Below are 26,490 nucleotides of genomic sequence, written 5' to 3'. Positions count from 1 at the left end.
GCGAGACGCGTCGCCGGGATCGCAGACGATTCCCATGCTCGGATGCCACGATCGAGCTATGACGGTCATGACGACATCGATTGAACTGGCGCAACAACTCCGCGAAGCCGGGCTCGGCTGGATCCCTGAGTCCGGGGACCAGTTCTGCCTGAGTGCGGCCGAGTTCGAGGGTGAGGTCTTCACCGTCAGCGATATGACCATCGAGCCGCACGACTACGACACCGGAACAATCCTCGGGTTCAACGGCACGACAGAGTGGGCGCTCGACTCGGTCGCCCTCGAGAAAACCCTGTGGCTGCCGCGTGAGGATCAGCTGCGCGACCTGCTCGGGCCCACGTTCAGCTTTCTGCTGCGCGTCGACGACATGTATGTGGTCGAGGTCGATCGTGGCGGGCAGAAGCAGCGGTTCGACGCCGAGACGGCGCCGGATGCTTACGCCCTCGCCGTTCTCGGAGTGCTGAGCGCGCAGACGGCCTGACCCGAGGCATCCGCCCCGGAACCTCCCGGTGTTGCAGTTCCAGTCGAGTGCTGCTGTTGCAACTACCGCACTCGACTGGAACAGGAGCATCCGGCGTGCGCACCTCGGCCCGGGCGCAGGACAGAGCGCTACGCGGCGGCCTGCGCCTCGACGCTGTCGGCGTGCACGGTGATCGCGTCACCGTCCACCGCAACCAGGATTGCCGACCCTGCCTCGAGTTCGGCGTCGACCATGAGACCGGCGATGCGGTCCTCGACCTCACGCTGGATCACCCGGCGCAGCGGCCTGGCGCCGTACTCGGGCTCGAAGCCGTGCGTGGCGATCCAGTCGACGGCTGCATCCGAGACGCTGAGCGCGATGCCCTGGTCACCGAGTCGCTCCGACGTGCGCCCCAGCAGCAGCCGCACGATGTCGTGAAGCTGCGCCGGGTCGAGCTTGCGGAACAGCACGACCTCGTCGATGCGGTTGAGGAACTCCGGCCGCATCTGCTCGCGCAGTTTGCCCATGACGCGGTCGCGGAGAGCCTTGTCCGATCCGAACCCGTTTTCCCCGCCACCATCTGCGACGAAGCCGAGCGCTCCGCTGCGGCTGGCCAGGAACTCCGAGCCGATGTTCGAGGTCATGATGATCACCGTGTTCCTGAAGTCCACGGTGCGACCCTGCCCGTCGGTCAGACGCCCGTCGTCGAGCACCTGCAGCAGCAGGTTGAATACGTCCGGGTGGGCCTTCTCGATCTCGTCGAGCAGGATCACCGAATACGGGTTGCGACGCACGCGCTCGGTCAGCTGGCCGGCCTCGTCGTATCCGACATACCCGGGAGGAGCACCGACGAGGCGCGACACCGTGTGCCGCTCGCCGAACTCACTCATGTCGAAGCGCAGCATCGCCGAGTCGTTCCCGAACAGCGAGAACGCGAGCGCCTTCGCGAGTTCGGTCTTGCCGACGCCGGTGGGACCGAGAAAGAGGAAGCTGCCGACCGGGCGGTTCGGGTCTCCCATCCCCGTCCGGCTGCGTCGCACGGCCTTCGCTATCGACTCGACCGCGTCGTCCTGCCCGATCACACGCTCGTGCAGCTCGGTCTCGAGGTGCGCGAGCCGGGCACGGTCACCCTGGGTGAGCCTCGTGGCCGGGATGCCGGTTGCACGCGAGATGATCTCGGCGATCTCCGCCTCACCGACGATGGCTGGAACCGAAGCGGATGCCGGGGCATCCGTCGACTCGGCAGCAGCGATCTGCGCAGTGAGCGCTTCGATCTCGTCGCGCAGGCGGGAGGCCTCCTCGTAGCGCTCGTCGACGACGGCGGCATCCTTCGCCGCCTCGAGGATCGCGATCTCCGCGCGCATCGGTGCGGTGTCGATCGTCACGACCTGGCGGAGACGCAGTCGCGCGCCCGCCTGGTCGAGGAGGTCGATGGCCTTGTCCGGTAGGAACCGGTCGGTCACGTAGCGGGCTGACAGGTCGACGGCGGCGCGGAGCGCTTCGTCGGTGTAGCTGACGGCGTGGAACTCCTCGTAGCGGGGGCGGAGTCCGACGAGGATCTGCTCGGCGTCATCGACGCTGGGCTCGGTCACGGTGACGGACTGGAACCGGCGCTCGAGGGCAGGGTCCTTCTCCACGCGGCGGTACTCGTTGAGCGTTGTCGCCCCGACGACGTGGAGTTCGCCGCGGGCGAGGCGTGGCTTGAGGATGTTGCCGGCGTCGAGACCACCACCCTCACCGCTCCCTCCTGCACCGACGACCGTGTGCAGTTCGTCGAGAAAGACGATCAGTTCGCCCTGGTGCGCGGAGATCTCGTCGAGGAGCGTCGTGAGGCGTTCCTCGAAGTCGCCGCGGTAGCGGGTGCCGCCGACCATGGCTGCGAGGTCGAGGGCGACGACGCGCTTGTCGCGAAGCAGCTGCGGCACCTCGCCGTCGACGATCGCCTGGGCGAGGCCCTCGACGACGGCGGTCTTGCCGACTCCGGCTTCACCGATCAGCACCGGGTTGTTCTTGGTACGGCGCGAGAGGATCTCGATGGTCTGGGCGATCTCGTCTGCGCGACCGATCACCGGGTCGAGCTTTCCGGCGCGGGCGAGCTCGGTCAGATCGGTGCCGAACTTGTCGAGCTGCGGGGTGTCGGATGCCTCCGCCTGGCCCGGCGTTTCGCCTGACGCCTGCGCCTCACGGGCGGCTTCGTATCCGGCCTGCAGCGTTTCCGGGGTGACGCCGAAGCTCGCGAGCACCTGACCGGCAGGCATCTCCTGGTTCACGACGAACGCGAAGAACAGGTGCTCGGGGTCGATGTAGGTGGAACCGAATGCACGGGCGACCTGGTGAGCGTCGAGGAGCGCACGCTGGGACGACGAGGTGATGGATGCCGTGTCGACGCGTCGCTCCGACCGCTCGGGCAGCCGCTGCTCGGTGGCTTCGGCGAGCGCGGTCGGGTCGGTGCCGAGCGCGCGGAGCGCCTCGGCCACCGGTGACGACTCGACCATCACTCGCAGGATGTGCAGGGCATCGACCTCGGTGTGGCCGTGATCGACGGCGAAACGGGCGGCATCGGCGAGCACCTCCTGGGTGCGTCGGCTGAGCAGCCGGGTGATGTCGATCGTCCGCCCGGATTGGGCGGCACGCTGCCCCTGCAGGTAGCGCGCGAGAAACTCGTCGAACGATTCGTTCCCTGAACCTGCGGGACCGAAGAATGCGGGCATGGATCCTCCTGGAACTCGAGTGCCAATGACTCAACTCAACGGCAGGTCTGCGCTCGCTATTCCCGCACTCATCAAAAACTTGAGCCAGTCCGACTCAAGTTGGGTTCTGCGTGTGGCGGCCGTGGCGGCATCCGCCGGTGGGGCGTGCTGCCGCACGGGGAGGGCCATGCAGCAAATTCAGGAGTGTGCTGCAAATTCAGGAGCGTTGCAAATTCAGGAGCGTTGCAAATTCAGGAGGAGGCTGCAAATTCAGGCGATCCTCGCGACACGCCGTCTGGCCGGGGCCGCGGAACGGCGTGTCGGGCACGATCTCCTGAATTTGGCGTCAGTTCCTGTAGGTGGAGTGCGAACGGATGCCAGGGGCCGGGTCCCGGTTGCGAAGCCGGTCGGTCGCGGCATCCGCGCGCCCGCGCTGCGCTTATGTGTCGATGCTGCAGTTGCAAATGCAGCATGGACGGGCAGTACGGCCGTGAAAGTGCAGCATGAGCGCAGAACCGCAGCATGCTCAGCCGATGCGGCGGCTGGCGCGGCGGCCCATGCGGCGGCCCATGCGGCGGCCCATGCGGCGGCCCATGCGGCGGCGTACGCGTCAGTAGTCGAGTCGACGCCCGAAGCTCCGTGCAGCACGAGGTCGCGGCGAGCAGAACGCCTCATCGCGGAGGCGCACGATCTCGTGCGGCTGCATCCCTGCAGTCGTGGCGAAGTCCTCGAGCGAGGAGAACCCGCCCCGCTTCGTCCGTTCAGCGACCACCGCCTTTGCCAGCCGCCGATCCATACCGGTGAGTTTCGCGAGTGCACGCTGATTCGCCGCATTCACGTCGATCGGCTCGACCGGTACCTCGGCGGCGGATGCTGCGGCACGCGAACGCCGCGAGCGCGACCCCGACCGGGCGCGAGACCCGGCACTACCACCAGCACCAGCACCACCACCAGCACCGGCACCAGCAGACCCGCCGTCGACCCACGCCGCGGCCGTCGCGCTCGTCTCCCGGGGAGGGTGTGCCCGCGCATCGGCGATGTCGTCCGGATCGGCGAGGTAGTCATACGTGACCGCCCGGACTCGACCAGAAGCCTCTCCCCCTCAGGCGACACCGAACTCCGGGGCCGAGCCGTGCGCTTCGTCGTCGGCCGCGGCTTCTGGCGGTTGCCGGAGATCGTCAGACCGTTCTCACGGCGGGCCCACAGCAGGCTCAGCCAGGTCGTGTTCGCGATCAGCGCGTGCGCGACGATCACGATGTAGAGGGTGCCCTGCAGGATGTCGCCGACCGGGTCGTCCACGAGATCGAACGCGATCGCGATCACCGCATAGACGGCTGCGGCCACCCACCACGACCGTCGCCGGCCGATTCCGGCGATGAGAGTGAACGCCAGCCACGCGGTCGCACCGTTCGGCGGCAACACAAGCAGCATCCACGAACTCGCGCCAAGAAGCCAGAGGATGGAGGGCGCGCCAGACGCACCAGCCGACCGGCCTGAGCGCTGCGCGTTGGACATCGGTGAAACCGCCTAGGCGTCCGAGCGCACGTTGAGCACCATCGTGACGGTGTCGTCGACGTCACGCGTCTCAGAGACGAGGTCGAATCCCGAGCTTTCGGCGCGCTGCCGGATCTTCTCCGCCACGGTCTGCTGCACGAGCAGGGCATACTCGGCATCCAGGCGCTGGATGAGGTCCGTGACGGATGCCTCATCGACGACGCGTCCGTCGATGCCTTCGACGTGCGCCTCCCAGATCTTGTCGTCGGTGAGCCGCATCGTCAGCGACGTGCCGTCGATCTCCGCCGTGACGGACCTCTTCGAGACCTCCACGCGGGTCGCTCCGAGGTTCGTCAGCGCGTCGGAGAGGAGGGTGCTGTCCTTCATCCGGGTCCGCACACGCAGGGCGGGTGCCGGTCCGGCGCTGTCGTCGCCCGTGTTCCTGGCCATCGTCACCGCTCCGGCCACACCGACTCCGCCGGCCGCCGTTGCGGCCGCGATGGCGAGGGGGATGAGGAGAAGAGTCACGCTCATGAGGCTGTCGCTTTCGTTCGGGGACGGTCCTGTCGCGGACCCAGGTCGTGCAAGAGATTCTCGAGGGCGGAGGTGTCTGCCCACCCGTTCACGTCGATCCGGCCGTCACGGTGGATGCGAATCTCGAGCCGGTCCCGTCCGCCCTCCCGTTCGATCCGCGCGACCTCATCGGCATACGCCGGAGTGAGCGCCCGGATACCCTGATTGGTCGACCCGAGCCACGGGCGGATGCTGTCAGGCGCGTCCTGCAGGTACGGCCCGTCGATGAGCAGGTCTGTGGCGGCGAGCAGCCGGGCGATGTCGGCACGGTCGCCTGCCCACTCGGTCAGCAGGTCGAGGGTGTACCCGGAGAACGTCATCACGGTGAGACCGGCGTCACGGAAGGCTTCGGCGATCGTGGCGAGCGCGGCCGCCTGGTCGAACGGTTCGCCGCCGAGAAGGGTGATTCCCTGCGCGCCGGCCGCGACGGCATCCGTCACGAATCGGGTGGCGAGCACCGTCGTCTCGTCGACGGCGGCCCCGCGTTCCGCCCAGAGGTGCGGGTTGAAACAGCCGGGGCAGCGCACATTGCAACCCTGCACCCATAACGCAGCCCGCAGGCCGGGGCCTTCGGCGGAGGTCGCCGGGAGAAACCGCGACCAGCGCAGTTCTGCACCGGGCCGTTCGACCGGGCGCACCGTCCCCAGAAGGAGAGGAGAGATCAGGGTCACCGGGTGCCGTCCCAGTTGCGGGCCGTGGTGTTTTCCTCAGCGGCGACCTGGTGGTAGGCGTCCGTGAACGATGACGCCGTCGTTTCGGCATCGAGCATGTTCTCGAGCACGGCGATGTAGTCCAGGCATTCCTCACCGTGCATGCCGATGGTCTCGGCGTGCACGGTGCCGTCTGGTCTCACCTGCACGATGAGTTGTTTGTCTGCCATGCGTTGTCCTCTGTCTTGAGCGGGATGCCGTCGGCGACGGCCGGCTGTGCTGGTCTAGAAGTCCACGGTGCGGCCGCCGCGGTGGCTCGACAGCCCCGCACTGCCCGCATCGGTCGCGGCGCCGACCAGCTGGGCATCTTCAGCGGCGTCGATGTCTTCACTTCCGGTGGCGCGCACGGCGCGCACCTCGGCCCAGGCGCGGATCGCCTGCACTTCTTCGGCCTGCGTCACCGCGAGCGGGATCATGTCGGTGATCGCTTTTTCGAGGTCGGCAGTCGTGACCGCCCGGCGCTCGGCGAATGCCTCGTACAGCGCCACGATTACCGCCTGTTCGATCTCGGCCCCTGAGTAGTTGTCGCTGACCTCGATGAGCCGCTCGACGGCATCCGCGTCGATCGCGCTGAGGCCGTTGGCGCTCGTGGCGTTTGAGGCGAGCTGGATGCTCCAGATCGCGCGGCGCTCGACGGCGGTGGGGAGGTCGACGAAGAAGATCTCGTCGAACCGGCCCTTGCGCATGAACTCCGGTGGGAGGGAGTCGATGTTGTTCGCGGTGGCGACGACGAACACCGGATGCTTCTTCTCCTGCATCCAGGTGAGGAAGTACCCGAAGACCCTCGCGGTGGTTCCGGAGTCGCCGCTGCCCGTGGTGTTGGAGAAACCCTTCTCGATCTCATCGACCCAGAGGATGCAGGGCGCGACGGCTTCGGCGGTGGCGAGCGCCGTGCGGAGGTTCTGCTCTGAGGAGCCGACAAGGCCGGAAAAGATACGGCCGATGTCGAGGCGGAGCAGCGGGAGCCCCCACGATGCGGCCATCGCCTTCGCGGTGAGCGACTTTCCACAGCCGGGAACACCGGTGATGAGCACACCCTTCGGCGATGGCAGCCCGAAGGCCTGAGCGTCGTCGAGCCACGAGCCCTTGCGTCGCGACAGCCAGCGTTTGAGGTTGTTGAGGCCACCGACGGAGTCGAGGTCGAGCGCTTTGGTGACGAAGTCGAGCAGGCCGGTCTTGCTGACGATCTGGCGTTTTTCGTCGAGGACGATACCGATGTCGTCCGAGGTGAGCTCACCATCGTCGACCATCGCGCGGGCGAACGCGTTCTCCGCTTCGGACATGGTCAGGCCGCGGGCAGCCTGTACGAGACTCTCGAGAGTCGTGGCGTCTGCCTTGACCCGGATCCGGCCGCTCCCTGAGGCGTTGCTCTCGATCATCGTCTCGAGCATGCCCGCGAGCTCAGCCGTGTCCGGCAGCGGGAACTCGATCAGGTGGGTGAGTTTGTCGAGTTCCGGCGGGATGGTGCGCACCGGGGCGGTGACGATGAGCGCCCTGGCGGCGTCTCCGTGCCGCAGTTCGAGCACGGTTTCGCGCACCTTGCGCACGATCACCGGGTCGCCGGGGCGCTGCTCCGACCCGAAATAGGCGTGCAGGTCGCAGAACACGAACACGGCGTTCTCGGGGATGCCGACGATGTGGTCGAGGGCGCGCGCCGGGGTCATCGTGTTGGTGACGCCCTTCCCCTCCGGATCGATGAGACCGGTGGCGCTCGTCCAGGTCCAGACCTCGCGAGGCCGGCGGAGCGCTTTCGCCGCGCGAAGGATCTCCTCCTGCACCCGCACCTCTTCGCTCGTCTCGATGTAGAGCAGGGGCAGCCGCGCCTTAAAGGCCTGGTCGAGTGTGTCGGTGAAGGTCATACGCTGGGCGTTCCTCTCGTGGGGCGGGATGCCGTCGACCGCGATGCGGGCACGGCGGGCAACGCTGCGGGGGTGGGGTCGGAGAACGCGGGGGGCGTGCCGTCGGGCGCGGGAGCATCCGTCGGGTCGGTCTCGGTGCCGGTGTCTGTGTCTGACGTCGGAGCGTCCGTCGCCAGCTCGTCGATGTCGACCGTCCAGGCGCCGCGCTCCTCGTCGGATTCGATGCTGAAGTAGACGGCAGTCGTGGGGTTCCACGAGGTGCGCTGGTCGACCTCGCCGGTTTCGATGACGGGCTGGTCGCTTTCGCCGCCGACCGGCTGAACGGTGACGAAGAAGATGCCATCGCCCTTGTGGATGAGGCGGGCGCTCACGGCATCCCCGCGGTAGACCAGAAATGCGTCGCCCTTGCCGCTGGAGACATCGGTGATCTCGTCGACCGGGGTCTGGGCGAGGGTGAATTCCCAGGCCTGGTCGGTGCGGACCCAGAGTTCGAGGTCGCCGTCGCCCGGGAGGATGAGGACCTCATCGCCGACCTCGTCGAGGTAGCCGATGTTGTCGGGCCAGCGCTCGTCGGCGGGAGCACTGAGGTCTTCGACGCGGGTGACGAAGACGTCGACGTACTCGCCCTGGGTCAGGGAGACGGTGTACGGGTCCTGGCCGTGTTCGGCCTGGGGGATGCGGATGACCCCGCTGCCCTCACCCGCCCACTCGTCGTCGCCCTGCGGTTCGAATACAGTGGGGTTCTCCTGCTGCCACGGGTTGCGGGCGTCGCCCATCAGAGCGAATCCGTTCTCACCGAAACCGACGGCGACATACGTGTTGTAGCCGACCCCGGCCATGACGAGGGCACCGGCGATCCAGGCGGTGGCGGAGAACGAGCGGATGCGTCGGCGAGCGACCGCAGACACGGTGACGTCCCCCAGACTCACGATGCGATCCTCCCCCGGTGCGCGTGGCACATTGTGATCAGACTAGTGGGAGGGCAGGGCGGCCGCTGTGCTGACCCGTGCCGACCTCTTCACGTGTTTCGGACCTACTCACCTGGCACCCCTGGGGTGGGTTCACGGGGTGAGCGGGCACGGCATCCGTTCTCAGTCGACCGGCAGGAGCGTGGCGCGCTTGGGCTCGCGCCCATCCCCCGATGAGCGACCGGTGACCCGGCGCCCGATCCACGGCAGCACGAACTCGCGGTAGTACGCGGCGGTGTTGCGGGAGCGCGGGCCGGATCCTGCCGCGGCGACCTCGTCGACGCCCCACTCCTCCGGGACCGGAACTCCGAGCGCCGTCAGCACATTCGATGCGACCCGGGCGTGGCCGAGCGCGTTGAGGTGCAGCTTGTCGCTCGACCAATAGCGCCCCTCGGTGAGCGTCTCGTCTCCCCAGTTGTTGACGAGCGTGACCGTTGTCGCGCTGAGGGCCGTGAGCACGGCATCCGCCAGCTGGTCGCCACGGCGTTGCATCAATCCGCCGAGCGGGAGGTGCCGCGACGGGTTCGCGCCGGCCAGCACGACGACGTGCAGATCGGGATGCTGGAGCGCGCGCTGCACGAGTTTCACTGTCTCGTCGACGACCCACCCGATCGAGACGCGCGGGCGCATGATGTCGTTGCCTCCGCCGTTGAAGGTGATGAGGTCGGGATCGAGAGCCAGGGCCGGTTCGAGCTGTTCGGCGATGATCGGGGCCAGCTTGCGCCCGCGGATGGCGAGGTTGGCGTACCCGATCGGTTCCGGAGCGGATGCCTGCAGCCCCAGCGCCACGAAGTCGGCCCAGCCCCGCACCCGTCCGTCGGGCAGTTCGTCGCCGACGCCCTCGGTGAAGCTGTCGCCGAGTGCGACGTAGCGGGAGTAGGTGCGGGTGGTGGTCATGACGGAGAGCTCCAACGTTCGCCGCACCGCGAACCGGTTGCCCGCGACGGCACTCCCCATTATTCGCCGTCCGGGGGCATCCGTCGTTCTGCGTGTCAGAAGCGGACTGCAAATTCAGGAGATCGGTGCGACACGCCGGTCTGGGAGCGCTCACACGCGGCGTGTCCCGAGAATCTCCTGAATTTGCAGCTCAGGGGGCAGAATCTCCTGAATTTGTAGCTCGGTAGCGGCAGGATCCTGCGAGCGGATGCCCGGCGTCAGCCCCCGCGCGCCACCCGGTCGAGTTCCGGCCCGAGCCCGATGTCGACCACGACGATCCGGCCGGCGTAATCGGCAGCCGGCCCGATCAGCAACCCGGTCTTGCAGGCCCCGAACGTGACCGTGACGTCGGCACAGAGAACCGTCGGGTCCGGCACCGATCCGTCGTCCGGATGCACGCCGCTCGGCAGGTCGACCGCGACGACGACCGGCGCGTCATCGTCCGCGAGCACCGGCAGCAGCGCCGCCACGATCTCCCGTGCGCGACCCCGCAGGGCTGGGCTGGAACTCGTCCCGGTGCCGAGAATCCCGTCGACGACCACGTCGCAGTTGCGGGCGACGGATGCTGCGGCGTCCGTCGGCGAGGCGGGCGACAGCATCCGCACGCCGGCGGCTTCGGCTGCCACTCGCCCGGATTCGTGCATGCGGTCGGATGTGGACACGACGGTGACCGCGGTACCGCCCGCCGCGAGCTCGGCGCCCGCGAACAGCGCGTCTCCTCCGTTGTTGCCCGGACCGACGAGCAGCAGAACCCGGCCGGGTCGATCGGTGGGAAGCAGGAGCCGGATCTCGCGAGCGAGCGCGGCGGCAGCCCGCTGCATGAGCGGAACTCCTGCCGCCAGCAAGAGTTCCTCAGCGGCCCGGATCTGCGCCGCCGTGAACGCCTCCATCAGTGCGGCCCGATCAGGTCGCGCCAGTTGTCTGGCACGCGATCGGCCGGGCCGGGCGACGGCTGGTCGATGGGGCGGCTGCGCGGCTCGGCGAGCTTCGGGCCGTGGAAGCGCAGCTTGAGTGGGTAGCTCCAGAACCAGTTCTCGTCGGGTTCGAAGCTCTGCATGGCCGGATGCCCCGTCACGGCGAAGTGCGCGGTCGCGTGCTTCGCGGGCGAGTTGTCGCAACATCCGATGTGTCCGCACTGGGCGCACCTCCGCAGGTGGACCCACCAGCCGCCGTCGGCTTCGCAGTCGAGACAGATGCTCCCGTCGGGCGGCACGCTCGTGTCGATGCCGGTTGTCAGCGAGTTGTCGGCCATGCTGCCTCCCTCTGCGCCGCACTCTACTCCGTGCGGTGAGTGGGGGCATCCGGTCTCGGAGGCGGCATCGCGGCATCCGCCACCCGCAAACGACCAACGGATGCCTCGCGGCATCGGCAAACGACACGAACGGCTGCACAACCCGACACACGGCGACCCTTTTTGTCGTTCCACCGGCGCATCCGCGCATCGCGACCGGCCCCGCAGCATCCGTCGCTCCAAACGACACAAACGGCTGCCGATTCCCACGAACGACGACCCTTTTCGTCGTTGCACCGGCGCATCCGCGCATCCGCGCATCGCGACCGGCCCCGCAGCATCCGTCACTCCAAACGACACAAACGGCTGTCAATCCCAACGAACGATGACCCTTTTTGTCGTTCCACCGGGCGCGTGAGCCCAGGAGTGAGCCCGCGCCGTGGCCGCGACCTAGAGCCGCGCGTACCGGGCGCGCGCGAAGCAGTACACACCGTAGGCGATGAGCCCGAGCGCGACCACCGAGAGGATGACCGCACCGAGCGGCAGTTCAGCGAGGGTTTTCAGCGCACCGTCGAGGCCGGTGGCTTCGCTGGGGTCAGACGTGATTGCGGCAACACAGAACAGGATTCCGACGACCACGATCGCGACGCCCTTCGCGATGTAGCCGACCTGACCGAGCCTGGTGACGGTGCGACCGGTCTTGCCTGCGGGAAGGTTGATGTCCTGGAGGAACTTCTTCCTGGCGCCCTTGACGACGAAGTACACGCCGACGGCGATCACCCCGAGCCCGAGCAGCACGACGACGAAGACACCACCGGGCGACGCGAGCAGCTGAGCGGTGAGCCCCTGGCTCTGGCCCGAACTGCTGCTGCCGCCCCCCATCGCCACGTTGAACGCCGAGAAACCGATGGCCAAGTATGCGACGGCCTTGCCGCCTTCCTTGGCGCGGTCGGCCCAGGCATCCTTGCCTGAACCGCGCACGAGGAACGCCTCGAGCACCTGGAACAGCCCGAGCGCCCACAGGCCGATCGTCACGACCCAGAGCAGAAAGATACCGCCGGGGCTCGAGGCGAGTCCGCTGAGTGCGCCACCCTGGTCGGCCTCGCCGCCGGAACCGAACGCGACGCTGAGGGCGATACCGCCGATGAGAATGTGCAGAAGGCCGTTGACCGCATACCCGCCGCGGGCAGCCAGCTGGAAGGCGTGGTTGTCTTGCAGGCGGGAGGCGGTTGAGCGGGCGGATGCCGCGGAAGATGCGTGTGACATGGCACTCACCATAAAGCCGACGGCCCCTGTTGCGCGCACCGAAGGCAGCCCCTTGCGCGCGACGCGATTTTCGGCTTAGGCAGTGGTGCGCCGGGCTCGCGCGTCACTCCCCTGCGCTGAGGAACCCGAGTGCCGCTTCGCGAAAGTCCTTCGAGGTGGGCGCGTTGAAGTGGTTGCGCCCGGGGATCTCATAGAACGTGCCGTGCGGGGCCGCGCCGGCGAGCGTCCGCGACTTCTCGAGGATGGCATCCTCTGTTCCGGTGGCGAACAACACCGGCTGCTGCGGCGGATTCGCGGGGTCGGGCTGGACGCCGCCGCGCATCCCCTCGACGAGCGAGATGAGCGCTGCGAGATCGTTGCCCCGGATGCCGCTGGCCATCTTCACGTACGCGGCGGTCAGTTTGTCGGTGGGGGCGTTGCCCGTTTCGAGGCAGGCGCGAGCTTCGTCGACGCGGAACCGGGTGAGTGGATCCCCGTCAGGGATGCCGCCGAGCACTGCTTTGGTGATCCGGCCGGGCAGGTCGATCGAGGCCTGCCAGCCGACGCGCGCGCCGAGCGAATAGCCGACGAAGAACGTTTCGTCGAGCATGAACGTGTCGAGCACGTCGAGCAGGTCGTCGACGAGAAGCGGCATCGTGTATGCATCCGGGTCGTGCGGTTTACTGCTCGCCCCGTGCCCGCGCTGGTCAATGGCAAGCACGCGGAATCCGGCGCGGGTGAGCACGCGTGTCCAGCCGGAGAGGTGCCAGTTGAGCAGTCCAGCCGAGGCGAAGCCGTGCACGGCGACGACCGGGATGCCGTCCGGGTCGCCGAACTCATAGGTGGCGATGCGGATGTTGTCGCGCGCGAGCACGAAACGTGGAGCGGGCGACTCGGGGAGCAGAGGCATGCGCCCATTATTCACGGCGCGAACGGGGCATGCGGCATCCCACCCTCACCTTCGTCGGGTAGCGCAGCCGCGCTGGGAGCTGCAACACCCGACGAAGACTTACCGGCGCGAGCGGCGAGTGTCACCCTCGGTGTCGCGGGACTCCCCCTCGGTTTCGCGCAACTTACGGCCGGCGTCGATGTCTTCCTGTTCCTTCTGCTGCTTCTTCTCGCTCGCCTTGGTGTCGCGCGGCGGCAGCTGCAGCGCATCCTCGGCTTCGATACCGCCCTGGAGCTGACGACCGCGTTCCATCTCGGCGTCGAACTCCGCACCGAACAGCAGCGACAGGTTGACGATCCACAGCCAGAGCAGCATGACGATGACGCCGGCGATGCTCCCGTAAGTTTTCTGGTAGCTCGAGAAGTTCGTCACGTAGAAGAAGAATGCGACGGTGGCGAGCGCCATGACAAGGAGTGCGATGAACGCACCCAGGGTCATCCACTTGAACTTCGGCTGCTTCACATTCGGGGTGCCGTAATAGAGCACGGCCACCATGAGAATGGCGAGCAATGCGATCACCGGCCACTTGGCGATCGACCAGATCGTCAGGGCGACCTCGCCCAGACCGATCGCGTTGCCGATCGCCTCGGCAATCGGTCCGGAGACGATAAGCAGCAGCACGATGAGCACGGCGATCACGAGCAACACGATCGTGATGAGCAGCACGGTCGGGCGCAGCTTCCAGAACGGCCGGCCCTCGTCGATCTCGTACACCTGGTTCATCGCCTGGCTGAAGGCACTCACATAGCCGGATGCCGACCAGATCGCCCCGAGAAGCCCGAGCACGAGGGCAAGTCCTGCCCCCTGTGAGCTGGCGAGCTGCTCGATCGGCTGGCGCAGTGTCTCGGCTGTCGAGGCGTCCCCCACGCTTTCGACGATCTGCAACAGCATCTGTGTGGTCTGCTCCGCCTGACCGAACAGCCCGATGAGTGACATCAGCGCAAGCAGGGCCGGGAAGATCGCCAACACGGCGTAGTACGTCAGCGCTGCCGCGAGAGTCGTGCACTTGTCACGGCCGAACTCCCGCAGGGTGCGCTTGATCACGTATCCCCACGACGGCTTCTTCACATCCGTCGGGTCATCCGGCTTGCGGGAATCGTCGGGATCCGGCGCGTGCTGAGCTTTCGCCACGCTGTCTTCGCGGCCCTTGCCGCTGCTCTTCTCGTCGGTCGTCATGTCGTTGCCTCACTCTGCTGGAACATCCGAGGCACTCGTGGCGTCGGAGATACAAGAGTCGTCGCTCGCACCGTCTGCGCCGAGAGGGTCGACGGATGCCGTCGGCGAAGTTATAGTGCCACGTTCGCAACCAGACACAAGGGGTTCACCGAACCCATTGAACTTATCGGTTCAGTGTCATATGCTGAACCACATGGTTCATGAACAGGTTCTCGACCGCACCTTCTCCGCCCTGTCTGATGTCACGCGACGCGGCATCCTGACCCGGCTCGGTGAAGGTCCGGCAACCGTCGGGGAACTCGCCGGACCCGCCGGCATGACGCTGACGGGCATGAAGAAGCACATCGCCGTGCTCGAAGAAGCAGGGCTCGTCGTCACCGAGAAGGTCGGGCGGTCCAGACAGTGCCGGCTCGGCACTGAGCGATTGGACGACGTGATGGCATGGATCAGCTTCTACCAGCGGCTCTGGGAACGTCGACTCGACGGTCTCGACGCCTACTTCACACTCCAGAAGGGAAGAGAGAAATGACTGAACATCCCACCACAACCGACACCATCGAGCTGCGGATCACGCGGTTCCTTCCGGCCACCCCCGACGACGTCTTCGACGCGTACACCGACGCCGAGAAGCAGAAGGTCTGGTTCAGCATCCTCGACGCCAGGCCCGGCATCGTCGAGATCGACGTCGACCTGCGGGTCGGCGGAACCCAGACCGCCGTCTGGGGGGTGGACGCAGACACCCTCTTTCGCGAGACCCAGACTTTCCTCGAGATCGACCGCCCGCACCGTCTCGTCACCGAGTCGACCGGCAGCAGCCCCGACGGCATGACCATGACCACCCGTGTCGAGCTCACGTTCGACGCCCACGACGACGGATGCCTCGTCACCGTCGTACAGACCGGCTTCCCGGCCGTCGAGGTGCGCGACTTCTTCACCAACGAGGTGTGGAGCGGTGCCCTCGAGCGCATCGAGGCGTATCTTCGTCGCGAGGCTGCCTGGCGCTCCCGACCGAAAGGACCCGACCATGGCCACAACACCGACCAGCGTCGATGAGTACATCGCCGGGTTTCCGGCCGAACGGCAGCGAACACTTCGGCTGATCCGCGAGGCCATCCATCGCGGCGTTGCCGCTGCGAGCATCCCGAACGAGAGCGAGAAGATTCGCTACGGGATGCCGGCGGTCATGCTCGGCGGGCGCTATGCTCTGCACTTCGCCGGCTGGAAGAAGCACATCGGGCTCTATCCGGTTCCGCACTTCGACGGCGATCTCGAAGCCGAGATCGCACCTCACCGAAGCGAGAAGGACTCCGTCACATTCCCGTGGTCGGAGCCGGTGCCGTTCGACCTGATCGAGCGGATCGCCGCCGCGATCGTCGCCAGGCGCGGGTAGCGCGCGACCCGAGGGCATCCGTTCCGGACGAAAGCACCCAGCACACCGGGTGCTCTCGACCGCGGCGGATGCCTTCACGAGCGATCGAGGTCGTGCGGCGGGCCCTACACCCGCGACGCGATCTGCACGGACGGCACGAAGCGCCCGGTGCGCACCTGCAACCGCAACTGCCCACGACGGGCCAGCACGAGGGCGATCACGCCGGCGGCGACCAGCGGAACACCGCCGGAGACGACCATGCCGACGTGCGCTCCGAAGTTCTCGATGACCAGACCCATGAGCGGACCGCCGATGGCCTGCCCGCCCAGCAGCACGAGCACGTAGAGCGACATCACCCGGCCGCGCACGCTGATGTTGCTCGACATCTGCACGAGCGAGTTCGCGGCGGTGAGGAAGAGGAGGGATGCCACGCCGACCGTCACCAGGGTCGCCGAGAACAACGCGATCGACGGCATCAGCCCCGCCGCGGCCTGCAACAGGCCGGTCAGCCCGATACCCACCACGATCGTCCTGAGCCGGATGGATGCCCGGCGCGTCGACAGCAGCGCCCCGGTCAGCGCACCGACGGCCACCATCGAGTTGAACAGGCCGTACCCGCCGGGTCCGACATCGAACACGTCGGCGGCGTAGGACGCGAGGAGCACCGGCATCGTCAGCCCGAAGACGGCGAACACCGCGATGAGGATCACCGGATAGAGGATCGTCGGCTTGGCCACCGCGTATCGGAGGCCCTCGCGCAGCTGCCCCTTCGCGCGCGGCGATGGGGCGACGCGGGTCATCTGGCCGGTGCGGAGCATCCCGAGCATGACGATGACGGTCAGACACGCGACGCCGTTGATCACGAACGCGGGGCCGGCTCCGACGGTGAGCAGGAGCACGCCGGCGATCGCCGGTCCGATCATGCCCGCCAGCTGGAACACCGACGAATTGATGCTGATCGCGTTTCGCAGGTTCTTCTGCCCGACGAGTTCGGTGACGATGACCTGCCGAGCCGGGTTGTCGACGACGGTGACGAGCCCGGTGGCGAAGGCGATCGCGAACACGTGCCACGCTTCGACCACTCCGGCGATGGTCAGCACGGCGAGGCCGAGGCTCAGGACGGCGAAGAGGGCCTGCGTGATCACCATGAGCATCCGCTTGCTGTGCCGGTCGACGAGCACGCCGCCGAGCAGGCCGAAGAAGAGCATCGGCGCGAACTGCATGGCGACGGTGATTCCGACCGCTGTCGCACTGCCGGTCAGTTCGAGAACGAGCCAGTCCTGGGCGATTCGCTGGGTCCACCCAGCGGTCATCGCGAGGATGTTGCCGGTCGTCCAGATCCGAAAGTTCGGCACGCTCAACGCGATGAACGTCTTGCGCCACGGCAATCGCCCGGTCTGCACCGACAGCGGTTCGGTGGGGGGAAAGGCGGTCGAGGTGGCGGAGGCCACAGATGTCTCCTGAAACGTTGGAACGGATGCTTCCTTCCACGCTAGGCGCGGCATCCGTATTCGGACCCTCAATGGATAGAATTAGTGCCATTGGTCTATCGAATGACGGGCCTGTCTCCAGGAGGCTGCCATGTACGACCCGGTGTTGCTCAAGACGTTTCTCGTGGTGGCCGAAACGCACAGCTTCACGAACGCGGCGCTCCGGCTCGGCATCAGCCAGCCGACCGTGAGCCAGCAGATGAGCAAGCTCGAGAAGGCGGCGGGGCGGATGCTGATCGCGCGCGATACGAGGGAAGTCCGGCTCACCGACAACGGCGACGCGATGGCCGGCTTCGCACGCACCATTCTCGCGGCCCACGCCGCGGCGGAGAGCTACTTCAGCGGATCGGCCATGCGCGGGCGGCTGCGGTTCGGGGCCGCAGACGACCTGGCGATCACCCAGCTGCCGCGGATCCTCAGGCACTTCCGTCAGCTGTACCCGCAGATCAACCTCGAGCTCACCGTCAATCAGAGCGGCCCGCTGCGGCGGCGGCTCGAGGGCGGGCACCTCGACCTCATCTTCGTGAAGCAGGGCGCTGGCGAGGCCAGCGACAGCACCCGGGTCGCGAAGGACTCCATGGTGTGGATGGCCCAGGAGAAGATGACACTGGACGAAGGTGCGCCTGTGCCGCTCATCGCGTACCAGGCGCCGAGCCTGAGCCGCCAACTCGCCATCGACGCGCTCGAGAGCGCCGGCCGCACCTGGCGCATCACGTGCAACACCCGTGACGTGAACGGGATGCTCGCGGCCGTGCGCGCCGGGATGGGCGTAGCGGTGTTCCCGCACTCGCTCATCCCGTCAGACCTCGTGAAGGTCAGCAACCGGTTCGCCCTGCCGGAGCTCGGTGACGTCGACTATGTTCTGATGGCGAACCCCTCGGCGGCGAGGGAGCCCGTGCAGGCCCTGATGTCGGCGATCATGAGCCGCGGGGTGAGCCGGGCGGCGTAGCATCCGCCCTACCTCCGCTACCGCTCCCCCTCGCCGAATGCTGCAGTTCCATTCGTGCAGCACGCGCGCGCTCAGCCGAGCGTCGACACCCCGAGCATCGCGAGCACACCGAACACGACACCCCAGATGATGATCGAGATGACCTGCCAGAGGATCACCGTGTTCTTCGCCGCGCCGAACGACACCATTGCGGCGGAGGTGATCTGGCTCGGCAGGATGGTCTGGCCGAGCAGGCTCACGCCCGCGACCCCGTAGCGGTCGAAACGCTCCCGCAGCTTGCGGCGTCGCGGCGTCTCGGGCTTCGGGTCCTTACGGCCCGCCACCTTCGACCGCACCCCGTGTGCGCTGAGCACGAAGAGGATCATCGACACGACATTTCCGAGAATCGCCGCGCCGATCGCGATGGCAGGGTGGATGCCCGCAAGCACGCCGATCACCGCACCGAAGTACGACTCGACGAACGGGATCGCCGAAGCGAGCACGATACCGACCCACTGGAGAACATCGGGAAGTCCGGCGGTGAAGTCCTGGAGTGCGTCGATCATGAGGCGCCTTTCGTTCGGGATCAGGAGTGCTGCCATGCCGGGCCACGCTCTGCTCCGGCGGCGGTGTCTCCAGTCTTGCGGCCACGAATGAGCGGGGTCAGTGTCGTGGCGTCACAGGATCCGCAGTGCTTTCGCACCGCCGACCATGACAAATGTCACTGCTCTACGCTGGGGGGCATGTGGCCCAGAAACCGCGCTCAGGAGAGCGTCTCATGACGATTCGCCAGCGCAATGCGCGCGCCACCACCGATGCGACCACAGCAGCCGGCGTGCCCGACGAGCACGACGCGACCGACCCCCTGCCGCCTGTGAAACACCGAGTGCCTGCCCGCGGCGTCCAGACCACCTGGACATACACGCTCGGCTCGATCGTGTTCATCTACATCGTGCTCGATGCACTCGCGTTGCTGACGTCTGCGGCGAGCTACTCGGCGACAAGCGCACCGCTCGACGCCGCGCTGGTGCTGCTGGTCCTCGTCTCCGCGGCGATTCACGTGCGCTACTGCTGGTTTCTCCGGGTCGGGCGCGGGGGCGGGATGCCGCATCCCGCCTGGACGTTCGCGCTGATCGTTCCGGCCGCCGCCGCGTGGGTGGTCGGCCTCCTCACCCCGGGTGGCGGGCTGATCGGCGCTCTGCCGCTCTGGATGGCCGTGACGCTTATCGCCGCCCTCGTCGCGAAGCGGCTCCGGTGGATGCTTCTCGGCGTCGGATTCCTGCTCACCGTCGCCCACGGCATCCTGGCCGTGAATATCTCCGGCAGCCCGGTCGTCATGACATTTCAGGCGGGGTCAGGCGACTGGTTGCTCGTCGTGTACTCGGTGACGCTGCCGATCATGGTGCTCTCGAGCCTGTGGTGGTGGGAGATCGTCGTGACCCTCGACCGGCACCGCTCCGTGGCGGCCGACCTCGCCGTCGCGCAGGAGCGGCTGCGGTTCGCGTCGGACCTGCACGACATCCAGGGGCACCACCTGCAGGTGATCGCGCTGAAGTCCGAGCTGGCAGAACGCCTTCTCTCCGTCGATGCGGATGCCGCCCGAGACCTCGTGCACGAAACCCGGCTCATCGCCCGGGAGGCACTCGAAGAGACCCGCTCGCTCGTCGCCGGCTATCGCGAGGTCGCGCTCGACGACGAGCTCGAGAACGCCCGTGAGGTGCTCGCCGCCGCCGGCGCCCAGTGCGAACTCGCCGTCGAAGCCCTGCCCGCCGACCCCGAGATCGCCCGCACCCTCGCGCTCGTCGTGCGCGAGGCGACCACCAACATCCTTCGTCACAGCGACGCGACCGAGGCATCGATCCACCTCGGTGCAACCAATCAGGGGAGCATCCTCGTGATCAGCAACAACAAGGCCACGGGCGCGGATGCCTCCGGCCGCGCCGCGAGCACGGGTCTCGCCGGGCTGCGCGATCGGGTTCTCGCACTTCATGGCTCGCTCGACACCACGATCGACGGCGACCGTTTCGAACTGCGGGTGGTCGTGCCCACGCGCGGAGGGCTGCAGGCGTGACCGGCGACGAAACCAGGAGCATCCGTCTGCTGATCGCCGACGACGAGCACCTCATCCGCGGGGCGCTCAGCGCGCTGCTCAACCTCGAGCCAGACATCGAGGTCGTCGGGAGCGCAGACAACGGGGTGTCTGCGGCCGAGCTCGCGCTCGAACTCAAGCCCGATGTCTGCCTGCTCGACCTCGAGATGCCGCAGGCCGACGGACTCGAGGCGGCTGCGCGCATCCTGTCGACGGTGGCGACGAAGGTCGTGATCGTCACACGGCATGCGCGGCCTGGTGTGCTGCGGCGGGCGCTCGCCGCGAGGGTGTCCGGGTTCGTGCCGAAGTCGACGCCGGCAGAGGAACTCGCGGATGTCATCCGCGATGTCGCCGCAGGCAAGCGGTACATCGACCCGGAGATCGCGGCGACGGCGCTGACCGCCGAGCGCTGCCCGCTCACCGATCGGGAGCTCGACGCGTTGCGCTTGAGCCGGTCGACGATGAGTGTGCAGGAGATCGCCGACCGGCTGCACCTCGCCGCAGGCACCGTGCGCAACTACCTGTCGTCAGCGATGACGAAGCTCGATGCACGATCGCGGCATGAGGCGGCCGAGCTGGCGTGGCAGCAGGGCTGGATCTAGGAGCTCTCGACGTTCCCCGCGCGCAACCGCCGCGAAGCGGCGAAAACCGGATGCCTGTACCTCACCAGTCGTGCAGCGTCCCGTCGAGCGCCAGCCGGTTCACCGGCAGGTACGCCGGCTGGTATTCGAACGTCCCCGCGAGCGCATCGTCGTACTCGACGCCGAGACCGGGGTTGTCGCCCGGGTGCAGCAGCCCGTTCTCGAAGGTGTAGCTCGTCTGGAACACCTCGAGAGTCGGAGCGGAGTGCTGCATGTATTCCTGGATCCCGAAGTTGTGGATCGCCAGGTCGAGGTGCAGTGCGGCAGCCTGACCGACCGGCGAGATGTCGGTCGGTCCGTGGAAACCCGATTTGATCTGGTAGATCGCCGCGAAGTCCATGATCTTCTTCAGCCCACTGATCCCGCCGGTGTGAGTGACGGCACTCCGCACGTAGTCGATCAGCTGCTCGGTGATGAGCGTCTGATAGTCGAAGACCGAGTTGAACACCTCGCCGATCGCGAGCGGCGTCGTGGTCTGCGACCGCACCCGCCTGAGCGCTTCCTGGTTCTCGGCGGGCGTGCAGTCCTCGAGCCAGAACAGCCGGTACGGCTCGAGCGACTTGCCGAGACTTGCCGCCTCGTTCGGTGTGAGCCGGTGATGGGCGTCGTGCAGCAGCGGCAACGACCACCCGAACTCCTCACGCACAGCCTCGAACACCGCCGGGATGTGCTGCAGGTACGCGGCGCTGTCCCACTCCTCCTCGAGCGGAACGGTCGACCGCTTGGCCGGCTCGTAGTCGTATTTCTCGCCGACCTTCTGGTTGGTGCCGACGCCGTAGACCTGGCCGAGGCCGGGCACACCGGTCTGCACCCGGATCGCCCGGAACCCCTGGTCGAGGTGGTTGCGAATCGAGGTGAACAGCGACGGCAGGTCGGATCCGGATGCGTGCGCGTACGCGAGCGCGCCGACACGCGTCGCCCCACCCAGCAGCTGGTACACCGGCTGGCCGGTGATCTTTCCCTTGATGTCCCACAACGCGATGTCGACAGCCGAGATCGCTGCCATCGTCACAGGCCCGCGCCGCCAGTACGCACCCCGGTAGAGGTACTGCCAGGTGTCCTCGATCTTCTGCGGGTCCCGCCCGATCAGCAGCGGCACCACGTGCTCCTGCAGGTAGGCGACGACAGAGAGCTCCCGGCCGTTGAGGGTGGCATCCCCGAGGCCGGTCACGCCGTCCGACGTGGTGATTCTCAGGGTGACGAAGTTGCGCCCGGGGCTCGTCACGAGAACTTCGGCGCGTTCGATGATGCTCACGGGATCTCTTCCGGTTCGGTGGCCACTGGACGAGCCAGCTCTATCTAGAATGAAACAAAGTGAATAGAGTTGCATTTGGTGCGACGTCGAATGGATCGGTTTTATCCTCTTTGATGGCTCCAGCCTAACCGCAACGACGACAATTGCTGCAAACCTTTGCAGCGGAGAAGGTGGAGGCATGTCGGTCACGATCCGCGACATCGCGCGCGCCTCGGGCGTCTCGATCTCCACCGTGTCCCGAGCGCTTGCCGCACCGGAGAAGGTCGCAGAGTCGACTCGCCTGCGAGTCCAGGAGGCGGCGCGCTCGATGGGGTACCGCCCCAACCGCGCCGCCCGCGGTCTCATCACCGGCCGCACGGGATCGATCGGTCTCGTCGTTCCCGACCTCGAGAATCCGTACTTCGGCGCTGTCTGCAAAGGTGTGCAGGCGCGCGCCCGCTCCGCCGGCTACTCCGTCTTCATCGCCGACACCGACGAGGATGCCGACGTCGAGCGCGAAGCCGTCTCGAGCCTCGCCAGGCAGGTCGATGGGGTGATCCTCTGCTCCGCACGAAACACGGATGCCGCGGTGCTGGCCCTCGCCGCCGACGGTCCCCTCGTTCTCGTCCATCGTGAGGTCGACGGCATCCCGTCGATCGCCTACGACAATGCGGGCGGCCTGCGTGCGTTGATGTCACACCTCGTTGCCCTCGGGCACCGGACCATCGCCTACGCGGGCGGTCCCGAGACATCCTTCTCCAACAGGCAGCGTGGCAACGCCTTCCGCGCGTTCACGCCACCCGCCGCCGAGCTCGAGCTGATCGACCTCGGCAACTTTCCGCCGACGTTCTCGGGCGGCGTGCAGTCCGGTGATCTCGCGATCGCGAGCGGCGCCACCGCCGTTGTCGCCTTCAACGACCTCGTCGCCGTCGGCCTCATCGACCGGCTGACACAGCGCAACGTCAGCGTGCCAGGCGAGATCAGCGTCGCCGGGTTCGACAACACCCCGGTGTCCACGCTGGTGCGGCCCCACCTCACGACCATCGACTCGCCGCGCAGGCAGATCGGTCGCGCCAGCGTCGATCTGCTGCTCGACATCGTCACCGGAGCCGAGGCCGGCAGTCGACCGACGCCGGATCTCGGTGTCGAACTCCTCGTTCGTGGTTCGACCGGCGTCGCGCCGGCGTCCCGTTAGCTTTTTTCCCGCCCCACCATCACAGGAGACATCAATGGCGACCTCTCACCCGACGACAACGACAACGACGGCGCCTGCCTCACCGACCGTCGAGCACCCGGCCTGGCTCCCCGCCGAAGCGGGCCGCCACCTCGGCGGCGAGCGCGTGCACATCGCCGGCACCGGTCCTCTTCTCGAGACGGTCCGGGCCGAGTTCGACCGGGCGATCGCGGCGTACGGCGGATGCATCGTCGACGACGTCGCCACCGCGGGCATCGTCGTCATCGCGGGTGCGGGAACTTCGGCGGATGCCCCCTCCGCCGTCCGCGACGCGATCGACGCCACGGCAACTGATTCGTTGTCCGACGAGGGCTACCTCCTCTCCTCGCGCGACGGGGTCACCGCGGTGGTCGCGGCGACCGATCGCGGCGCCCTGTACGGCGTGCTCGACCTGCTGCGGTCCGGCCGCCCCGCGAACGGGATGCGACGCGAGGAGCCCGCCCACGGCATCCGGATGCTCGATCACTGGGACAATCTGACGAAACACCCGGTCATGGGCACCGTGGAGCGCGGGTACGCCGGCGACTCGATCTTCTTCGCCGACGGCGACGTGCGCGCGGACCTCGACCGGGTCGCGCGCTACGCCCGCCTGCTCGCATCGATCGGCATCAACCGGGTCGCGATCAACAACGTCAACGTGCATCAGACCGCGACCGAGCTGCTCGCCGGCAAACTGCCGGATGTCGCGCGCATCGCCGATGTGTTTCGCCCGTGGGGCATCCGCCTGCACCTGTCGGTGAACTTCGCGTCACCGACGATCCTCGGTGGGCTCGAGAGCGCCGACCCGGTGCTGCCCGAGGTTTTCGAGTGGTGGCGTGTCGCCACGGACCGGGTCTATGCGGCCATCCCCGACTTCGGCGGCTACGTCGTGAAAGCCGACTCAGAGGGCCAGCCTGGGCCGTTCTCGTACGGGCGCACCCACGCCGAGGGAGCGGCCCCGCTCGCTGCCGCGCTCGAGCCGCACGGCGGCATCCTCAACTGGCGTGCATTCGTCTACAACCACCATCAGGACTGGCGCGACCGCTCCACCGACCGGGCCAGGGCGGCGTACGACCACTTCCTGCCGCTCGACGGGGAGTTCGCCGACAACGTCGCCGTGCAGGTCAAGTACGGGCCGATGGACTTTCAGGTGCGCGAACCGATTTCGCCGATCATCGGTGCGATGACGCAGACGAGAGTCGCGGTCGAGCTCCAGGTGACGCAGGAGTACACCGGGCACCAGAAGCACGTCTGCTACCTCGGTCCGTTGTGGAGTGAGGTGCTGAACTTCCGGTTCGGCGGGGATGCCTCTCCCCCGGTCGCCGACATCGCCACCGGAGGGTTCGTCGCCGTGTCGAACGTCGGCACGAGCGAGTTCTGGACAGGGCATCCGCTCGCCCAGGCGAACCTGTACGCATTCGGGCGCCTGTCGTGGCATCCGCTCGCCGACAGCATCGCCGTGCTCGACGAATGGATCCGAGCAACCTTCCCCGGAAGAGACAGCACCACGCACGACGCGATCCACTCGATCATGGCTGGGTCGTGGGCGAGCTACGAGAAGTACACAGCGCCGCTCGGCGTCGGGTTCATGGTGAACCCGGGCAACCACTACGGCCCGAGCGTCGACGGTTACGAGTATACGCCGTGGGGCACGTACCACTTCGCCGACCGTGACGGCATCGGCGTCGATCGCACCGTGTCGACCGGTACCGGGTTCGCCGGCCAGTATCCGTCGCCGTGGCGGGAGCGGTTCGAATCGCTCGCCGACTGCCCCGACGAGCTTGTGCTGTTCTTCCACCACGTGGCGTACGGCCATGTGCTGCACAGCGGGTCGACGGTGATCCAGCACATCTACGACACGCACTGGGCTGGCGTCGAGGATGTGGCCCGCATGCAAGAGACATGGGCGGGACTTGCCGGTGTGATCGATGCGCAGACCCACGAGCGCGTGACGGCGCTGCTCGTCGAACAGGCGCGTTCGGCACGGGAATGGTGCGACCAGATCCGCACCTACTTCTTCCGTAAGTCCGGCATCGCGGATGCCACGGGGCGGCCGATCTACTGACCCGCCTTCACGCTCGGCGGCAGGGCTTCCATTTCGGTGCGGGCCCTGTTTCGTGTGCGCGGGCGCCTCGCAGGCATCCATGCTGCACTTTCTTGTCGATGCTGCAGTTGCAACTGCAGCATCGACACACAAGTGCAGCACGAGCGGTCAGCACATACTCAGTTGCGCTATATATCGGCCAACTGTATAGTTAGCCGATATAAGGAGGCGCCATGAACCGCAACCCACAGCTGCCGCTCACCGAGACGGTGTTCTACATCCTGCTCGCCCTCATCGAGCCGGCCCACGGCTACGTGATCATGGCGCGGGTCGAGTCGATGAGCGGCGGGGCCGTGCGCCTGGCGCCTGGCACGCTGTACGGCGCCCTCGACACCCTGCTGAAGCAGAACATGATCGCGCGGGTGACGAGTCCCGATCCACGTCGCAAGGTCTACCTGATCACCGAGTCCGGCTACCAGACGTTGGGGCAGGACGCCGAGCGGATGGCGCACCTCGTACGCATGTTCAACCAGACCCGGCCCGACCAGACCAGAGGAGAGAGCGAATGAGAATCTTCAAGATGTTCGTCGACTTCGACAAGGAGGAGGCGTGGCTCAACGAGATGGCAGGCCGTGGTCAGCTCGTGACGAGGGCTGGTCTGCTCTACACGTTCGCACCGATTCCGCCGGGAAGCGCCGTCATCCGTGTCGACCACCAGCCCAGCATGAAAGCGGAGGACTTCGACGATTATCGCTCCCTGTTCGCGGATGCCGGCTGGCAGCATCTCGCCGGCACGCGCGGAGGCGGTGAGCAGTACTTTGCCTCCTTCTCCGGCGAACCGAACGTCGACATCTTCTCCGAGAACGGGTCGAAGGCGCAGCGTTATCGACGGGCCATCGCCACGACATCGGCGCTACTGCTCCCCCTCTTCACCATCACCGTTGCTCTGTGGTCAGTGTGGAGAGAGGGCATCGGCAACCTGCTCTCACCCCGGGACTGGTATCTCACTCCAGGTCTGTGGCAGAGGGAAGGATGGGAGTTCGCGCGAGCCTTCGCCTTCGAAACACCGTTCGTCGCTCTTCGTGTCGGCGGCCCGGCGTTTCTTATCGCGAGTTGCCTGGTCATGCTGGCGCTGATCGCCTATCAAAGCGTTCTGTACCGTCGGGCGGTCGCGCGCGCCAACGGCTGAGGTCT

Annotated in this window: 28 protein-coding genes; 11 read left to right on the top strand and 17 right to left on the bottom strand. The window is 67.1% G+C overall.

Features of this window, described 5'->3' with window-relative positions; all coding sequences use genetic code 11:
- Positions 1–67: 67 nt before the first annotated feature.
- Positions 68–478, top strand: a complete 411-nt coding sequence (locus IWX78_RS07525) for a hypothetical protein (protein WP_196832912.1) — start codon at positions 68–70, stop codon at positions 476–478.
- Between the two features lie 128 nt (positions 479–606).
- On the opposite strand, the gene IWX78_RS07520 is transcribed toward IWX78_RS07525, so the two are convergent.
- The 14 genes from IWX78_RS07520 to IWX78_RS07455 all read right to left on the bottom strand — a co-directional run bounded on the left by IWX78_RS07520 (position 607) and on the right by IWX78_RS07455 (position 14,288).
- A complete protein-coding gene (locus IWX78_RS07520; RefSeq protein WP_196832911.1) occupies positions 607–3,168 on the bottom strand; it encodes an ATP-dependent Clp protease ATP-binding subunit in 2,562 nt (853 codons plus the stop codon).
- 589 nt (positions 3,169–3,757) lie between these two features.
- Entirely contained in the window at positions 3,758–3,985 is a 228-nt protein-coding gene (locus IWX78_RS07515; protein ID WP_196832910.1) for a ComEA family DNA-binding protein, read from the bottom strand.
- Entirely contained in the window at positions 3,982–4,662 is a 681-nt protein-coding gene (locus IWX78_RS07510; protein WP_196832909.1) for a hypothetical protein, read from the bottom strand. Before IWX78_RS07510 ends, IWX78_RS07515 begins: the two co-directional genes overlap by 4 nt.
- A 12-nt stretch (positions 4,663–4,674) precedes the next feature.
- Positions 4,675–5,175 carry a hypothetical protein gene (locus IWX78_RS07505; RefSeq protein ID WP_196832908.1) on the bottom strand — a complete coding sequence of 167 codons (501 nt, stop codon included), beginning with the start codon at positions 5,173–5,175 and terminating at the stop codon, positions 4,675–4,677.
- Positions 5,172–5,885 (bottom strand): 4Fe-4S single cluster domain-containing protein, encoded by a 714-nt coding sequence (locus IWX78_RS07500; RefSeq protein ID WP_334684625.1) that lies wholly within the window; start codon positions 5,883–5,885, stop codon positions 5,172–5,174. Before IWX78_RS07500 ends, IWX78_RS07505 begins: the two co-directional genes overlap by 4 nt.
- Positions 5,882–6,094: a DUF2997 domain-containing protein gene (locus IWX78_RS07495; RefSeq protein WP_196832907.1), complete on the bottom strand. Its 213-nt coding sequence runs from the start codon at positions 6,092–6,094 to the stop codon at positions 5,882–5,884. Before IWX78_RS07495 ends, IWX78_RS07500 begins: the two co-directional genes overlap by 4 nt.
- A gap of 54 nt (positions 6,095–6,148) precedes the next feature.
- Entirely contained in the window at positions 6,149–7,783 is a 1,635-nt protein-coding gene (locus IWX78_RS07490; protein ID WP_196832906.1) for an AAA family ATPase, read from the bottom strand.
- The gene (locus IWX78_RS07485) at positions 7,780–8,712 is read right to left on the bottom strand and encodes a hypothetical protein (protein WP_196832905.1); all 933 of its coding nucleotides are present in this window, start codon (positions 8,710–8,712) and stop codon (positions 7,780–7,782) included. The genes IWX78_RS07490 and IWX78_RS07485 overlap by 4 nt, the downstream gene beginning before the upstream one ends.
- Positions 8,713–8,874: 162 nt before the next feature.
- Positions 8,875–9,648 (bottom strand): SGNH/GDSL hydrolase family protein, encoded by a 774-nt coding sequence (locus IWX78_RS07480; protein WP_196832904.1) that lies wholly within the window; start codon positions 9,646–9,648, stop codon positions 8,875–8,877.
- Between the two features lie 257 nt (positions 9,649–9,905).
- On the bottom strand, positions 9,906–10,577 hold the full coding sequence (locus IWX78_RS07475; RefSeq protein ID WP_196832903.1) for an NAD(P)H-hydrate epimerase: 672 nt from the start codon (positions 10,575–10,577) through the stop codon (positions 9,906–9,908).
- Positions 10,577–10,939, bottom strand: coding sequence for a UBP-type zinc finger domain-containing protein (locus IWX78_RS07470; RefSeq protein WP_196832902.1), 363 nt, complete (start codon positions 10,937–10,939; stop codon positions 10,577–10,579). Before IWX78_RS07470 ends, IWX78_RS07475 begins: the two co-directional genes overlap by 1 nt.
- A 429-nt stretch (positions 10,940–11,368) precedes the next feature.
- Positions 11,369–12,184, bottom strand: coding sequence for a DUF1206 domain-containing protein (locus IWX78_RS07465; protein ID WP_196832901.1), 816 nt, complete (start codon positions 12,182–12,184; stop codon positions 11,369–11,371).
- 103 nt (positions 12,185–12,287) lie between these two features.
- Positions 12,288–13,073, bottom strand: a complete 786-nt coding sequence (locus IWX78_RS07460) for an alpha/beta fold hydrolase (RefSeq protein ID WP_196832900.1) — start codon at positions 13,071–13,073, stop codon at positions 12,288–12,290.
- 99 nt (positions 13,074–13,172) lie between these two features.
- On the bottom strand, positions 13,173–14,288 hold the full coding sequence (locus IWX78_RS07455; RefSeq protein ID WP_196832899.1) for a YihY/virulence factor BrkB family protein: 1,116 nt from the start codon (positions 14,286–14,288) through the stop codon (positions 13,173–13,175).
- Between the two features lie 193 nt (positions 14,289–14,481).
- On the opposite strand from IWX78_RS07455, the gene IWX78_RS07450 reads away from it, so the two are divergent.
- From IWX78_RS07450 to IWX78_RS07440, 3 genes are read left to right on the top strand one after another with little or no spacing between them, the layout of a single operon-like run.
- A complete protein-coding gene (locus tag IWX78_RS07450) occupies positions 14,482–14,817 on the top strand; it encodes an ArsR/SmtB family transcription factor (RefSeq protein ID WP_334684624.1) in 336 nt (111 codons plus the stop codon).
- Positions 14,814–15,341 (top strand): SRPBCC family protein, encoded by a 528-nt coding sequence (locus IWX78_RS07445; RefSeq protein ID WP_196832897.1) that lies wholly within the window; start codon positions 14,814–14,816, stop codon positions 15,339–15,341. The genes IWX78_RS07450 and IWX78_RS07445 overlap by 4 nt, the downstream gene beginning before the upstream one ends.
- Positions 15,313–15,678: an iron chaperone gene (locus tag IWX78_RS07440; protein WP_196832896.1), complete on the top strand. Its 366-nt coding sequence runs from the start codon at positions 15,313–15,315 to the stop codon at positions 15,676–15,678. The genes IWX78_RS07445 and IWX78_RS07440 overlap by 29 nt, the downstream gene beginning before the upstream one ends.
- Positions 15,679–15,782: 104 nt before the next feature.
- On the opposite strand, the gene IWX78_RS07435 is transcribed toward IWX78_RS07440, so the two are convergent.
- Entirely contained in the window at positions 15,783–17,108 is a 1,326-nt protein-coding gene (locus tag IWX78_RS07435; RefSeq protein ID WP_334684623.1) for an MFS transporter, read from the bottom strand.
- A 130-nt stretch (positions 17,109–17,238) separates the two neighbouring features.
- Here IWX78_RS07435 and IWX78_RS07430 point away from each other — a divergent pair, with 130 nt between their 5' ends.
- Positions 17,239–18,096 carry a LysR substrate-binding domain-containing protein gene (locus IWX78_RS07430; protein ID WP_196832894.1) on the top strand — a complete coding sequence of 286 codons (858 nt, stop codon included), beginning with the start codon at positions 17,239–17,241 and terminating at the stop codon, positions 18,094–18,096.
- A 71-nt stretch (positions 18,097–18,167) separates the two neighbouring features.
- Here IWX78_RS07430 and IWX78_RS07425 read toward each other — a convergent pair whose 3' ends face one another.
- Positions 18,168–18,641, bottom strand: coding sequence for a hypothetical protein (locus tag IWX78_RS07425; protein WP_196832893.1), 474 nt, complete (start codon positions 18,639–18,641; stop codon positions 18,168–18,170).
- A 212-nt stretch (positions 18,642–18,853) separates the two neighbouring features.
- Between IWX78_RS07425 and IWX78_RS07420 the strand changes: the two genes are divergently transcribed.
- Complete coding sequence (locus IWX78_RS07420) at positions 18,854–20,146, top strand: sensor histidine kinase (protein WP_196832892.1); 1,293 nt, start codon at positions 18,854–18,856, stop codon at positions 20,144–20,146.
- A complete protein-coding gene (locus tag IWX78_RS07415) occupies positions 20,143–20,766 on the top strand; it encodes a response regulator transcription factor (RefSeq protein ID WP_196832891.1) in 624 nt (207 codons plus the stop codon). Before IWX78_RS07420 ends, IWX78_RS07415 begins: the two co-directional genes overlap by 4 nt.
- Positions 20,767–20,827: 61 nt before the next feature.
- Here the strand turns inward: IWX78_RS07415 and manD are convergent, their stop codons facing one another.
- Positions 20,828–22,135, bottom strand: a complete 1,308-nt coding sequence (gene manD / locus IWX78_RS07410) for a D-mannonate dehydratase ManD (RefSeq protein ID WP_196832890.1) — start codon at positions 22,133–22,135, stop codon at positions 20,828–20,830.
- Between the two features lie 103 nt (positions 22,136–22,238).
- Between manD and IWX78_RS07405 the strand changes: the two genes are divergently transcribed.
- From IWX78_RS07405 to IWX78_RS07390, 4 genes are all read left to right on the top strand, one after another.
- Entirely contained in the window at positions 22,239–23,234 is a 996-nt protein-coding gene (locus tag IWX78_RS07405; RefSeq protein ID WP_196832889.1) for a LacI family DNA-binding transcriptional regulator, read from the top strand.
- Positions 23,235–23,268: 34 nt separating this feature from the next.
- Positions 23,269–25,317 carry an alpha-glucuronidase family glycosyl hydrolase gene (locus IWX78_RS07400; RefSeq protein ID WP_196832888.1) on the top strand — a complete coding sequence of 683 codons (2,049 nt, stop codon included), beginning with the start codon at positions 23,269–23,271 and terminating at the stop codon, positions 25,315–25,317.
- 212 nt (positions 25,318–25,529) lie between these two features.
- A complete protein-coding gene (locus tag IWX78_RS07395) occupies positions 25,530–25,865 on the top strand; it encodes a PadR family transcriptional regulator (protein ID WP_196832887.1) in 336 nt (111 codons plus the stop codon).
- Entirely contained in the window at positions 25,862–26,485 is a 624-nt protein-coding gene (locus tag IWX78_RS07390; protein WP_196832886.1) for a DUF2812 domain-containing protein, read from the top strand. Before IWX78_RS07395 ends, IWX78_RS07390 begins: the two co-directional genes overlap by 4 nt.
- Positions 26,486–26,490: the final 5 nt, after the last annotated feature.

The sequence above is a fragment of the Mycetocola sp. CAN_C7 genome, assembly GCF_015752285.1.
In the GTDB taxonomy this organism is placed as follows: domain Bacteria; phylum Actinomycetota; class Actinomycetes; order Actinomycetales; family Microbacteriaceae; genus Mycetocola_A.
This window is presented reverse-complemented; position numbering and strand designations above follow the sequence as displayed.

What these genes read in the sequence shown, in the direction of transcription:
- IWX78_RS07455 (WP_196832899.1), bottom strand. Translation starts at nt 14,288, where the DNA reads ATGACGACCGACGAGAAGAGCAGCGGCAAGGGCCGCGAAGACAGCGTG.
- IWX78_RS07475 (WP_196832903.1), bottom strand. Translation starts at nt 10,577, where the DNA reads ATGGAGGCGTTCACGGCGGCGCAGATCCGGGCCGCTGAGGAACTCTTG.
- IWX78_RS07400 (WP_196832888.1), top strand. Translation starts at nt 23,269, where the DNA reads ATGGCGACCTCTCACCCGACGACAACGACAACGACGGCGCCTGCCTCA.
- IWX78_RS07445 (WP_196832897.1), top strand. Translation starts at nt 14,814, where the DNA reads ATGACTGAACATCCCACCACAACCGACACCATCGAGCTGCGGATCACG.
- manD (WP_196832890.1), bottom strand. Translation starts at nt 22,135, where the DNA reads ATGCAACTCTATTCACTTTGTTTCATTCTAGATAGAGCTGGCTCGTCC.
- IWX78_RS07480 (WP_196832904.1), bottom strand. Translation starts at nt 9,648, where the DNA reads ATGACCACCACCCGCACCTACTCCCGCTACGTCGCACTCGGCGACAGC.
- IWX78_RS07440 (WP_196832896.1), top strand. Translation starts at nt 15,313, where the DNA reads ATGGCCACAACACCGACCAGCGTCGATGAGTACATCGCCGGGTTTCCG.
- IWX78_RS07510 (WP_196832909.1), bottom strand. Translation starts at nt 4,662, where the DNA reads ATGTCCAACGCGCAGCGCTCAGGCCGGTCGGCTGGTGCGTCTGGCGCG.
- IWX78_RS07390 (WP_196832886.1), top strand. Translation starts at nt 25,862, where the DNA reads ATGAGAATCTTCAAGATGTTCGTCGACTTCGACAAGGAGGAGGCGTGG.
- IWX78_RS07425 (WP_196832893.1), bottom strand. Translation starts at nt 18,641, where the DNA reads ATGATCGACGCACTCCAGGACTTCACCGCCGGACTTCCCGATGTTCTC.
- IWX78_RS07520 (WP_196832911.1), bottom strand. Translation starts at nt 3,168, where the DNA reads ATGCCCGCATTCTTCGGTCCCGCAGGTTCAGGGAACGAATCGTTCGAC.
- IWX78_RS07470 (WP_196832902.1), bottom strand. Translation starts at nt 10,939, where the DNA reads ATGGCCGACAACTCGCTGACAACCGGCATCGACACGAGCGTGCCGCCC.
- IWX78_RS07460 (WP_196832900.1), bottom strand. Translation starts at nt 13,073, where the DNA reads ATGCCTCTGCTCCCCGAGTCGCCCGCTCCACGTTTCGTGCTCGCGCGC.
- IWX78_RS07395 (WP_196832887.1), top strand. Translation starts at nt 25,530, where the DNA reads ATGAACCGCAACCCACAGCTGCCGCTCACCGAGACGGTGTTCTACATC.
- IWX78_RS07505 (WP_196832908.1), bottom strand. Translation starts at nt 5,175, where the DNA reads ATGAGCGTGACTCTTCTCCTCATCCCCCTCGCCATCGCGGCCGCAACG.
- IWX78_RS07525 (WP_196832912.1), top strand. Translation starts at nt 68, where the DNA reads ATGACGACATCGATTGAACTGGCGCAACAACTCCGCGAAGCCGGGCTC.
- IWX78_RS07420 (WP_196832892.1), top strand. Translation starts at nt 18,854, where the DNA reads ATGACGATTCGCCAGCGCAATGCGCGCGCCACCACCGATGCGACCACA.
- IWX78_RS07430 (WP_196832894.1), top strand. Translation starts at nt 17,239, where the DNA reads ATGTACGACCCGGTGTTGCTCAAGACGTTTCTCGTGGTGGCCGAAACG.
- IWX78_RS07490 (WP_196832906.1), bottom strand. Translation starts at nt 7,783, where the DNA reads ATGACCTTCACCGACACACTCGACCAGGCCTTTAAGGCGCGGCTGCCC.
- IWX78_RS07450 (WP_334684624.1), top strand. Translation starts at nt 14,482, where the DNA reads ATGGTTCATGAACAGGTTCTCGACCGCACCTTCTCCGCCCTGTCTGAT.
- IWX78_RS07405 (WP_196832889.1), top strand. Translation starts at nt 22,239, where the DNA reads ATGTCGGTCACGATCCGCGACATCGCGCGCGCCTCGGGCGTCTCGATC.
- IWX78_RS07495 (WP_196832907.1), bottom strand. Translation starts at nt 6,094, where the DNA reads ATGGCAGACAAACAACTCATCGTGCAGGTGAGACCAGACGGCACCGTG.
- IWX78_RS07465 (WP_196832901.1), bottom strand. Translation starts at nt 12,184, where the DNA reads ATGTCACACGCATCTTCCGCGGCATCCGCCCGCTCAACCGCCTCCCGC.